Below are 11,767 nucleotides of genomic sequence, written 5' to 3'. Positions count from 1 at the left end.
TAAAATACGGGGATTTGCATGCAAAACCATGCACCTTATGGATGCATGGCTTTTTTCGGGAAAAATAGTGGAATTTTCGGGGATTTTTTCGCGTGCTACCGTGCGGCCAGTTCTGCACGTCGGCGAGTGTAAATCAGGTTCTGTGCCGGGGTGAATTTCTGGCGATTATCATCCCGCGAGGCCGCATCAGGCCTGAATCCGATGGCCGTTAAAATATCGCTGTCCTGCGCGGAATAATTAATTTTTTCACCTGCGGCCAGCCACACCGACAGGGCTTCACGCAGATAATCAACCGAGTGCTGCATGGCGCTCTGTTTTACTGCGGGAATTTGTTCGTTATACCCCATCAGCTCAGGTACCAGCGTGGCGGCCAGCTCCGCGCCGTGCTGCTGCATAAAGTCATGGAGACGGTTGCGGATGCTGATGTGCTGCACCTCCTCATGTGAGCGGATATAGCGACCGGCGGCCTGATTAATTTCCCATTTTTTCACATCGATATTGTCGCGCAAATCCTGCATTCTGCGCGGGATTTGTTCGTCACCGGCAAGGAGCTGTTCACGGTATTCAAGTTCAAGGTCGGCCAGTTCAGCTTTACGTTTCAGCCAGGTGTTTTTGTTCGTCTGACAGGCCTCAAAGGCCTGCTGTAATGTCACAGTGGTCACGTGTCTCTCTCCTGTTTAATGCCGGAATGGCGAGCTGTAGCAACCTTTTACCCTATGGGGTACCACGGGGGCTGTCGGCACTGGCGCGGGTTTCTCATCGACGACCGGCGAACGTATCACTTCAAAGATGGACTCATGCGTTTTGAATGTCGCCGAGCAGTGCACATTCTGGCACTGCAGGTAACTCTCTTTGACGCTGACTGGAATGATGCGTTTATGCAGAAAGGTGAAGAGGCCACCCGGAAAGCGATTTATGACGCTATCCGGCCACCGGCGCAAAGTCCGTTTGATACCATGAGCGAGGCGGAATTTACCGCCATGAGCGCCAGCGACAAGGCGATGCGGGTGCATGAGCATTACGGCGAAACGCTGGCTGTGGATGCGAACGGCCAGCTCCTGTCCCGCTATGAGGCAGGTATATGGAAAATCATCCAGACGTCGGATTTTGAGCGCGATGTGGCCGGGTTGTTCCAGCGTCTCCGCGCACCGTTCTCGTCGGGGAAAATCACCTCCGTGGTGGAGACCCTGAAACTGATTATTCCGCAGCAGGATGCCCCGGCACGGCGTCTGATTGGCTTTCGCAACGGCGTACTCGATACCGCCACCGGCACATTCAGCCCGCACCATAAATCGCACTGGCTGCGCACGCTCTGTGATGTCGATTTTACCCCGCCAGTGGAGGGCGAAACGCTGGAAACCCATGCGCCTGATTTCTGGCGCTGGCTCGACCGTGCCGCCGGTGGCAGACAGGAAAAGCGCGACGTGATTCTGGCCGCCCTGTTTATGGTGCTGGCGAACCGTTACGACTGGCAGCTCTTTCTCGAAGTGACCGGGCCGGGCGGGAGCGGGAAAAGTATTCTCGCCGAAATTGCGACCCTGCTCGCCGGGGAGGATAACGCCACGTCGGCTGACATCGACACGCTGGAAGACCCGCGCAAACGTGCATCCCTGATTGGCTTCTCGCTGATCCGTCTGCCTGACCAGGAGAAATGGAGCGGCGACGGTGCCGGGCATAAAGCCATCACCGGCGGCGATGCGGTCTCGGTCGACCCGAAATATCAGAACCCGTATTCAACGCATATTCCGGCGGTGATTCTGGCCGTGAACAATAACCCGATGCGCTTCACCGACCGCAGCGGTGGCGTGTCACGTCGCCGGGTGATTATTCACTTCCCGGAGCAGATTGCGCCGGAGGAACGCGACCCGCAGCTTAGAGATAAAATTGCGCGTGAGCTGGCCGTCATTGTGCGTCAGCTTATGCAGAAGTTCAGCGATCCGATGAGCGCCCGCGCACTGCTCCAGTCGCAGCAGAACTCCGACGAGGCACTCAGCATTAAACGCGACGCTGACCCGGCATTTGATTTTTGTGGCTATCTGGAGGCGCTGCCGCAGACGAACGGGATGTTTATGGGGAATGCCAATATTATTCCGCGCCAGCCCCGTAACTATCTCTATCATGCCTATCTGGTCTATATGGAGGCCAACGGGTACAGGAACGTGCTCAGCCTGAAAATGTTCGGGCTGGGGATGCCCATGATGCTGAAAGAGTACGGCCTGAATTATGAGAAGCGGCACACAAAGCAGGGAATACAGACCAATCTGTCGCTGAAAGAGGAAAGCTACGGCGACTGGCTGCCAAAGTGTGACGAACCCGCAGCAACATAGCCTCACTCAGACCGGCATTAGCCGGTCTGCTACTTTAATTGCTGACATAATGATTAACGAGATGTGTATAATGGTCGAATATTTCATCTGTTTTTCGAGAGGTAGGAAATGGATTACTTTCAGACCAGTGGGTTATTAATAAATATATTAACAATGTTAGTTGCCGTTGGCTCATCATGTATTAGTTACCTTGTTTACAAAGAGAGCACCTACCCAGATGTCATTGTTTATCTTGAACAAAACAATGAAGTCAAAACTGTTTTAAATATTGTAATTAAGAATATAGGTAAAAGTGCTGCAAAAGATGTAACCTTCAGTTTTAATGAAAATACCTTTAAGAATTCACTGCCTAATGGTGAGTATAGAGCGTTAACGAAAGGCGCATTAGTTTCAGGCATACCATTCCTTGCACCTGGTTCAGGCAGGATATTGAGGCTTGGGAATTTCGCTGATTCGAAGAAGATTTTAGGTGACCACAAAATTAGAGTAACTACAACTTTCCGTAAAGCTAATAGCAAGAACCCTTTCGCAAAAAATATTACTAATGAAAGTTATATTGAATTGTTATCACTGGCTATGGTGGATGCCTCAGATAACAGTAATGAGAAAAAGATTGCTGAAAATCTAGCCAAAATTGAGAAAGCTTTGCTTAAGATATAAACACAACACTAATTCATCTGCGCCAGGATAGTCTTTCTTACCTGCAATTTATATTTTCTGCCATGAAGGGTGAACAATCCACTGTTCACCCTTCACCGTATATTCACCCGATATCACCATGAAATTATTGATAAAAAACCAGAGGTGAGCAGTGTGAACAATAAAACCTGAAAAAACTTTTTATCACCCCGAGCATCGCCTGACCGGGCGCATCCAGAACGAGAAAAAATCACAATGGTGAAGAGTCGACTGTTCACTCTTCACCAACCATTCATCACTTATCATTATGATATTAAATAGAAAAATAGAGAGGTGAACAGTGTGAACAGTTAAATGCAAAAAAACTTTTTTCTTGATGAGTTCCATTCAAAAAAACAGATTTGCATAGCCCTGTAAACACCACAGCAAATCGCCATTGGTATACGCTTAGGTATACCAATGAAAGCTGAATTGATAAATATTAAATAAAATCATTATATTGAGAAATGTTTTCAGACTCCGCCAGCCCACCAAATAATGATCCGGACACGTCCGGTGAAGTACGAAAAGCCCGCACGGCGCAAGCCCTGCGGGCTTTTTTGTGTTTGTCATTGTCCGAGAAATTCCGCCTAAATCCGGTGATTATTATGTAAATAGACCGTTTTAGTTCCATGTATTTTTTGAGATCCCGGCCGATGATAATTGTGCTGTCGGTATTCCTCCGGCGTCATATTGTTCAGTGATTATGCGGGCGTTCACAGTGATATTATAACAACCGTTTTTCCGGGATTTCCCGCACTACATTCATCCTTGTGAACAGATAAAAAATCGAGCATTTCTGTACGGTATGTCCGATGACAGCGCTCAATGAAAGCGTTCTGCGTCGGCTTACCCAACTGGATAATCTCAAATTTCTCTGCCCATTCCCCCCCCTTCCTGGAGAGATAAATTTCGGACCATTATCCATGCGCAGCATCACCGGATAACCGCGGTTTGCAGAGAACCTGTCGAGTACACGAACCACTTGCAGAGCCGGCAGATTCAGCTTGATTTCAATCGCCAACGTCTCACGGTTAATGTCATTAACAACATTGAACGTGTGAAAACGACGACCACAGGCCAGGGCATCATGCAAAAAATCGACAGACCAGCTCCGGTTCAGTACTTCCGGCTGTGCCAGTGGTGAGGGATTACACACCGGCAGTCCTTTTCTCCAACAAGCCGGCACAAAAAGTTAAGCCATTAAACCACTTCAAACATCCGAAACTGGACAATCAGAACGGTTCATCTCGTGTTACGTAATGTCATATCATCCTCATCTGAATAAAAATGCCCTGTCGCTCGCGATTCATTCAAGGAATAAATATGTACGTTCTGGCACTGGTTTTTGCCCTCTCCAACAACACAACACAAACGGAAATCATTGGCGCTTATAGCGCTCTTACGCAATGCGAGGCGGCATCAATGGCCTATTCATCAAAGACGAAGTGTTATTATCTTGATCCAAAAAAAGGAATGCAGGAGGTGAACGCTTCCGATACGCGCCATTCAAATTGAAACAGTCCATCTACTCCACAATTACCTTTACTTTAGGTTTTGATAAGATAATTTTTATCAGTTCAGTAAAGCTGACGGGTTTAAAGAAATAGTAACCCTGCTGGAAGGTAATATCGTTGCGGTTCAGGTAGTCAACCTGCTCTTTAGTTTCCACCCCCTCGGCAACAATACTTAAAGACAGCTTCCGCGCCAGATCCAGCACACAGTCCAGTATTCGTGTGGAATCCTCTTCCATACTGACCCGTGCAACGAAACTCTGATCGATCTTGATATAATCAATGTGCAAATCGTGAAGATATGAAAGCCCCGAATACCCGGTACCAAAATCATCCAGTGCGATAACAAAACCATTCTCATGAAGAATATTCAGGGTCTCTACCAGATGTTCGTCAACGTGTAGCGGCTCGCGCTCGGTGACCTCAATCACCAGATTCAAATCTTTTCTGTCGAATCGTGCCTTATAGCGCAGACACTCATCGACAAATGTCGGGGAAGTGATATGAGACGCGCTGAAGTTAATGCCGACATGGAATCCTTCCGGCAGTTTACTGGCAATGGCATTCATATTCTCGACAACCTGAGCCATCAGCCTTTGCGTGAGAGGGATAATCAGTCCCGACTTTTCTGCGACGGGGATAAAGGATGCCGGTGAAATAAAGCCTGCTTTAGGGTGTTTCCATCTTGCCAGTACTTCAACCCCGCGTAGTGTGCCCTCTTTACCATTCACCACCGGCTGGTAAAAAGGCACTATCTCGCCTTTCATGATGGCCCGGCGGAGCGCCTCCTCCGGCGTGGTGCTTCTGTTTAAATAGCGCTCAAGCGCATACCCTGCGAGACAAGATATCATTACAATAAATATAATAATGCCCATGCCCTGACTGAGCAGCCTGTGCGTACTGATTAATGGCGGCTGGTTGTATCTTACAGCAAAGGGATAGTGGGCAGAGTTTACGCGGCCAATATTCTGCTCAGAGGGGTTGGCCTTTGTCACATCGCCCAACAATCCAAGCATCGAATTTCCAGCCATAAAGGTGTAACCCACCTCTTTCAGCGGTGTGCGAAGCGTGTCGCGGATATGCTGATCGCTGATAGTCACCACAATCCGGCTGTCTGCAATCTGAGTCTGATATAACAACACAGGCCGCGCATTCACTGTATTCCCTGCCGACGCAAGCCATAGCCGGCTTTCAGGAATCGCCGACAACTGTGACAGTAGTACATGGTTGCCCGGCAGTGACGAGCACCAGATTACGCCCTGTCGATAAATAAAGATCGTTCTGAGATGGGGCTGAAGCGCCGTTTCCGTACCGAGTCGGTACTGCCCTTCCTGATCGCAGCCCCTTTGCGCAATGTCACTGGCCGTTTTTGTCGCGTGACTCGCCTCATCAAGAATGACATTGATATCATTGACGACATAACGAGCCCCCGCGAGGTTGTCCTCCCTCGCGGAATACCAGAGTTGCACGTTAAGAATCGATACGCCAAAAATAAAGAGCAATACAGCAACAATGATGGGGAGAAGAGTGTTACGCATTGTCGGCCCCGGACGATAGACAGTTATTATAATGCTGCTGACACGCTCAACGTGACGAGTCTAAAAAGCATGGTAGAAAGCGTTTAAAATAACCATAGTCCCTGAGACATTTATTTCTCAGGCATCCGCGTGGAGCGATAGCATAAAAAAACTGCACTTTACTCGGTTGAGGATCCAACGTTTGGAGTGCAGTTAGGATTTGCTGAGAGAATGTTTCGGGCTGGCCGTTTATTCTCAGAAATTCACTTTCAGCCCCAGCATGGCGCTGGTATCGCTATAGCCGGCATCGCCAATTTGCTGGGCGACACTGCCCCAGAGATTCACGTTGCGGTTAATCTGGCTTTCCACGCCGGCTTTAAGTTCGGCAATGTTGCGAGTCCCTGCCTGCTCAACATCCACACCATTCATAGAGGCGCCAAAACGTTTGGTATTATGGATCCAGTTCGCTTCAACGAAAGGCTCGAAGATACGTTCTTTACCTTCATCTATTTGGCTATACCCTTTGATAAATAAGCGGGCGCCCAGACGGGATTGAATGTTGCCGTCCCCTTCACTGGTCACTCGCGTACCATTCGCTTCGCGGTGATCGTTGGCTTTAACGCCCATCCAGGTTAACTGTCCAACTGTCTGAAAATAGTAGCTTTCTCGCGAATTTTTCTCGCCAATCTTCCAGGTATAACCGGACTCAACAGAAGCAGTGAAACCTTTTGACTTATAGTCTTCCTGGGCCAGACTTTCACCATTCACGGTGTTATCAAACCAGTTGTACAGCAGCCAACTGTCCACGTAAGCGCCTGTCTTCTCTTCGTTATTTTGCAACCATGTCCCGTAAACCCCCAGGCTGTAGCCCTCCACGCTGCCCCTGCTGTAATAACGGTTCAACTTATTGTGCGAGTTACTTTTTTGATTGGCATATCCGCCCATAACCCCGAGAAGATATTTGTCTTTCTCATCGCTGCTCCACTGCGCGATATCTCCGCCCAACTGAACAACATAACGGTTAGCCTGGGTGTTAATCTGACCACTATTATCTTTAAAACGCGTATGTCCACCAACATGCCGCATCCAGAGCCCCGTCACTTTTTTCGTTTCACCTGTTAAGGCATCAATATAGTGCGGTTCACCGATACGATCGTGAAGGCGAAGCTGGAACAAGCTATTCGCAGCAGCGATATTCGCAACGTATTCCCCTGCTTCCGGACGCAAGACAGGTTCTCCTGGTGTCGGTTGCGGCTGTGGTTCTGGCGCGGGTTCAGACCCAATACCACTGACCAGATACCAGTTTTCTCCTTTACGAACGATGTCATATTCCCAGGCACCCGCCACAATACGGCCATACTTAGTAAATGTACCAATGGACTCACCGCCGACATTCACAATTTCGATCCCCTGCTGGGTCAGGGCGCCTTGTCCGCCGATATTGTTAATATTGACCTGCGTATTACCGGCTTCGACATCGCCCAGAACATACAGTTTATCCGTCAACGAGTCGTCGCCTCCAAGTACCGTGTTCAGCGTCAGGATGCCATTGCTGCCGGAATAATCTTCGACAACCCGCAGAAATTTCGGTGTGTACGATGAGAAACTGTCAGGTGCGGTGTACGTTAAATTCGCATCATTCAGATCGAGACGAGTAACCACTGAGTCTGCGGTCATATTCCAGACACTGTTAGTTCTCGCCATATGCAGATAAATATATCCGTTATCACTTGTATTCAGCGAGTTATCCGCATTTAGCTGTGTTGAATTCGCACTTCCCGTAAACGCAGAGCCCTGAGTCATACGGAGATCGATAACCCCTTGTCTGTCAGCCAACAAATCGCCGTTGACGATATAGGTGCCGCGGGATTGTTGCCCTCCCAGGTATGAGGAGCCGATATACGAGCCGAAACCGGTGGAATACATGGCGTAACTTCCGGCACCTTCCATATCAATATTTACGTTCCGGGTGAGGAAGATTTTCCCCCCTTCATAGCTTTCTGTCTGGTTAAAGGCCGCTCGCTGCCCTGGCGGTAAATATTTGATACCGTCTTCTGCTCTTAACGCATCCGCCTGCTGGCCCCGGGTGAGTACAGAGATATCACCAACCTGAATCATCCCGGTTTTATTCGCATAAACCGCATGAGCTTTGTCGCCGTTGGTCTGTACAGCGACGTTATTTCCCAGAGTGATGCGGGCATTGCTATGGTCGGGAACAAACCCCTCAGCGTTCAGATAGTATGCAGAACCTGCATACACGCCATATCCCGCGCCTCTGTAAACATTACTGCCTTCACCATCAGTAACAATTGAAATATTATCTCCGGCAGTGAGCACATTATTTTTATTTCGCCCTTGGGTAATTTCCGCGGCAATCCCCATACCATGGCGGGTATAAATATCTATGGCGCCATTAAGGGTAATGTTGGCATACTCCGTCTCCTCGAGATAAATCCCGGAAGAAAAATCACCATAGGTTTTAATCGTCAGATTACTATCCATAGTAAACGTGGAGTTCCGCCCACGAATCCCTTCAGACCAGGTACCATTGGTGATAATATTGATATTCTCAGAGGTAAGATGATAATTGCTTTGTTTCCATAAATCTAATCCATAACCGTAATTACGCCCCGTCGTGGTAATGGTTACGCTGTCGTATGAATTAAGGGTGCTTTCAATATCCGTGATAAGTCCCGTCTCTCCACTACAGGTCAACTGAACGCCATCAGAGGAATGACAGACAGCTTCAGCGGCAAAACCCTCAAAAGAAAACAGTCCCATCAGTATTGCGTACTTCTTTAATGTCATAAACGACTCCATGTCTTTATTACTTATTCTTTACTACTTTCCACTCGCAGATCACCGGGTTCGAGCTTTCAGATTTTTCAGTTTTCGCATACGTGGGTCTTATAACAGACGACCAGAAATCAGACAATTCGCGTTTAATAAAATCATTTAAAAACAAATAGATATTTTTTTAACAATATTCCTAATAACTCAAAAGGATTAGACGGAGGAAATTATTTGAAATAATAAATCCGTTTATGAACCATTAAGCGCGATTGTTTCACTTACAGTTTTTTCCTAAAGCCAGCGCTTCGTTAACGTGCCATGCTGAATCACGCAAATCAATATTCCTATAAGCGAGGATATTATGAAAAAGACAATGATCGCCTTATCTGCACTTCTGCTGGCTTCACCTGTTATTGCCGCAACCACACACGCAACCGATAATGATGTGGCAGCCGCACATGAAAATGCCAATACGGCAAAAGAAAAATTGCATCAGGTTCAGAATCAGGGCGAAGAGCAACGGCTGAAAGCGAAACACCGTGCTGAAGGTACAAGTGATGACCTGAGCAGCAAAGTCAGCGAAGGCTCGCAGAAAACCTGGAATAATACCAAAGAAGGGACGGAAAAAGGCTGGAATGCCACGAAAGAAGGTGCGGAAAAAGGATGGAATAAAACTAAAGAAGGTGCCGCCGCCGTTGAGAAAAAAGTCAGCGAATAATGTTCGCCATAAAGCCGCAAATGCGGCTTTTATTTTGTGTGCAATAAAAAACGCACTTGAACGCGTAACCCCCCTAACATCTCGCTTCGCGAAAGAGCCGGGTGCGTTCGATGCAGGCGAGCAATATCATTAACCAGCGCCAGGCCAATGCCTGCTCCAGCCTCCGTTCCCGCATTTTCAAGACGATGGAATGGTAGCAATGCCTGATGGATCTGTTCATCCTCGATACCCGGGCCACTGTCTTCAACCTCCAGCACCACGGTCTCACCGTCCCGACGTAACCTGGCGGTCACTGTCCCTTGCCCCGGCGTATATTTCAGGGCGTTATCCAGCAAATTGCCGCACAGTTCTCCCAGCAGGACGTCATCGCCCTCTATCCATACTGCCTCCTGCGTGCCTTCGTAACCCAGGTCAATGCCTTTACTGCGCGCCTGTGCCAGTCGCGTGAAGCAACTCGTCTGCACCACGGCAAACAGATCAACCGGTAAAAACTGTCGCTCTCCCTGCTCTTTTCGCTTCACCGCCGAAAGCTGCAACAACCTTTCCGTCAGCAGAATGGTGTTGTCCAGCGTCGTACTCATCGCCCGTAAGCTCTCATGCCACTGCTGAGGCTGTTCGCTGGCGAGTGCCACTGCGGCCTGTGTTTTCAACACCGCCAGCGGCGTTTTCAGTTGATGAGAGGCATCGGCGCTAAACCGTTCCTGACGCGAAATCAGCGCGCGCAGGCGGTCCAGATAACGGTTGAAAGCGACAATCAGCAGCCGCGTCTCCGACCACGGTAGCAGTTCAGGTAAGGGCGTCAGGAGTTCCGGTTCACGACGTACCATCAGTGAGGAGAGCTGGCGCATCGGCCTCAGCACGCGACGCAGCAACCAGCCCACCAACACCAGCGTCAGCAGCACCAACAGCCCCTGCGTTACCCATGACGAAAACAGCAGTTGTCCTGCCAGATACCGCCGCGACTGGAGCGTCTCCGCGACGTAGATCTCCGCCATCCCGACAATCCCCCCCTCATTCACCGGTTGTAGCAAACGCGCCACGCGAATAGCCTGCCCCTGATATTGGGTATGATAAAACCAGGCCAGCGCAGGGTAGAGCTGCGTCCGGGAAGTAGAAGGCGGCATCGCCGGCAGGTCGTCGTAACCCGAAATCACCTTCCCCGCCGGATCCACCACTTTATAGTACAGTCGGTCATTCATGTTCAGTTCAAAGCTGTCCAGCACCACCCACGGGACATTCACTTCCAGCTTTGCGTGGCGCACCACCAGCCGCTCCGCCACCGTACGGGCAGATGAAAGCAGCGTGCGATCATAGGCCTGCGTCGCCGCCTGCAGGGCGCTGACATAGCTGTTAAATGCCGACAGCCCCCACAGCAGGATCAGCGGAAGCCCGAGAAACAGCAGCAGTTGCAGATATAACGACTGGGGTTTAGCCCACCTCATCGCCGCACTCCAGCACGTATCCCAGACCGCGCAGAGTGGTGATCCGCACATTGCTGCCCTGTAATTTTTTCCGCAGACGATGGATATACAGTTCGATGCTTTCTGGACTAACCTCATCGTTCAGGCTGAAGACCTGTTCGAACAACTGCTGGCGCGATACCGGCCGCGTTCTGCGATACATCAGCACCGTCAGCAGCGCCAGTTCACGCGGGGTGAGCGCCAGCGGTTGCTGCTGAAGCAAGAAATAGCCTTCGTCATGGAACGCCAGATCGCCCAGCTGCTGCAACTCCTGTACCTGACCCGCACTGCGCCGGAGCAAGGCCCGCAGTCGGGCGTCAAGTTCCTCAAGTTCAAAAGGTTTAGGTAAATAGTCATCCGCTCCGGCGTTCAGTCCTTTCACCCGATCCGCCACCGCGCTACGCGCCGTTAAAAGCAGTACCGGCAATGTCTGCGCACGCTTACGCAGACGTTGCACCACCTCCAGCCCGTCAATCCCGGGCATATTGATATCCAGAACCGCCAGCGCATAGGTTTCGCTATGCAGAAGGTGGTCGGCGGCCAGTCCGTCGAACACACAGTCCACGGCGAACCCGCTTTGCACCAGCGCCTTTTCCAGCCAGTGAGCCAGCTCACGGTTATCTTCCGCCAATAAGAGACGCATATCACATCCTGTAAAGTTTCTGCCGCATTGAAAGGGAAATGAAAGGTTAATGTTTTAACAATCACGCAACCGAACCGCTACATGTTGGTTCACATAATCAAAAAATAGTCTTCCGAA

9 protein-coding genes and 2 pseudogenes are annotated in these 11,767 nt (G+C 49.7%); 4 read left to right on the top strand and 7 right to left on the bottom strand.

The genetic code is table 11. The annotated features are described in order from the left end of the window. Nucleotides 1-95 precede the first annotated feature (95 nt). Both KE671_RS04275 and KE671_RS04270 read right to left on the bottom strand, forming a co-directional pair. On the bottom strand, nt 96-662 hold the full coding sequence (locus KE671_RS04275; protein ID WP_206161850.1) for a phage polarity suppression protein: 567 nt from the start codon (nt 660-662) through the stop codon (nt 96-98). 15 nt (nt 663-677) lie between these two features. Then, entirely contained in the window at nt 678-917 is a 240-nt protein-coding gene (locus tag KE671_RS04270; protein WP_283093080.1) for an ogr/Delta-like zinc finger family protein, read from the bottom strand. Here KE671_RS04270 and KE671_RS04265 point away from each other — a divergent pair. Both KE671_RS04265 and KE671_RS04260 read left to right on the top strand, forming a co-directional pair. Next, a pseudogene (locus KE671_RS04265) lies at nt 861-2,327 on the top strand (DNA primase family protein); the annotation flags it as partial. The gene KE671_RS04270 and the pseudogene KE671_RS04265 overlap by 57 nt on opposite strands. A gap of 108 nt (nt 2,328-2,435) precedes the next feature. Then, nucleotides 2,436-2,987 carry a hypothetical protein gene (locus KE671_RS04260; protein WP_206161849.1) on the top strand — a complete coding sequence of 184 codons (552 nt, stop codon included), beginning with the start codon at nt 2,436-2,438 and terminating at the stop codon, nt 2,985-2,987. A 642-nt stretch (nt 2,988-3,629) separates the two neighbouring features. On the opposite strand, the pseudogene KE671_RS04255 reads toward KE671_RS04260, so the two are convergent. After that, a pseudogene (locus KE671_RS04255) lies at nt 3,630-4,179 on the bottom strand (integrase core domain-containing protein); the annotation flags it as partial. Between the two features lie 152 nt (nt 4,180-4,331). Between KE671_RS04255 and KE671_RS04250 the strand changes: the two are divergent. After that, a complete protein-coding gene (locus KE671_RS04250; RefSeq protein ID WP_206161848.1) occupies nt 4,332-4,523 on the top strand; it encodes a hypothetical protein in 192 nt (63 codons plus the stop codon). 10 nt (nt 4,524-4,533) lie between these two features. Here KE671_RS04250 and KE671_RS04245 read toward each other — a convergent pair whose 3' ends face one another. After that, nucleotides 4,534-6,057: an EAL domain-containing protein gene (locus KE671_RS04245; protein ID WP_206161847.1), complete on the bottom strand. Its 1,524-nt coding sequence runs from the start codon at nt 6,055-6,057 to the stop codon at nt 4,534-4,536. A 234-nt stretch (nt 6,058-6,291) separates the two neighbouring features. Continuing rightward, nucleotides 6,292-8,844, bottom strand: a complete 2,553-nt coding sequence (locus KE671_RS04240) for an autotransporter outer membrane beta-barrel domain-containing protein (protein WP_206161846.1) — start codon at nt 8,842-8,844, stop codon at nt 6,292-6,294. A 346-nt stretch (nt 8,845-9,190) separates the two neighbouring features. Here KE671_RS04240 and KE671_RS04235 point away from each other — a divergent pair, with 346 nt between their 5' ends. Then, nucleotides 9,191-9,547 (top strand): hypothetical protein, encoded by a 357-nt coding sequence (locus tag KE671_RS04235; protein WP_206161845.1) that lies wholly within the window; start codon nt 9,191-9,193, stop codon nt 9,545-9,547. Between the two features lie 29 nt (nt 9,548-9,576). Here the strand turns inward: KE671_RS04235 and KE671_RS04230 are convergent, their stop codons facing one another. Continuing rightward, complete coding sequence (locus KE671_RS04230) at nt 9,577-10,989, bottom strand: sensor histidine kinase (protein WP_206161844.1); 1,413 nt, start codon at nt 10,987-10,989, stop codon at nt 9,577-9,579. Further along, nucleotides 10,976-11,650, bottom strand: coding sequence for a transcriptional regulator TctD (gene tctD / locus KE671_RS04225; RefSeq protein ID WP_206161843.1), 675 nt, complete (start codon nt 11,648-11,650; stop codon nt 10,976-10,978). The genes KE671_RS04230 and tctD overlap by 14 nt, the downstream gene beginning before the upstream one ends. Between the last annotated feature and the right edge of the window lie 117 nt (nt 11,651-11,767).

The organism is Citrobacter amalonaticus, assembly GCF_018252635.1.
GTDB lineage: Bacteria > Pseudomonadota > Gammaproteobacteria > Enterobacterales > Enterobacteriaceae > Citrobacter_A > Citrobacter_A amalonaticus_E.
This window is presented reverse-complemented; position numbering and strand designations above follow the sequence as displayed.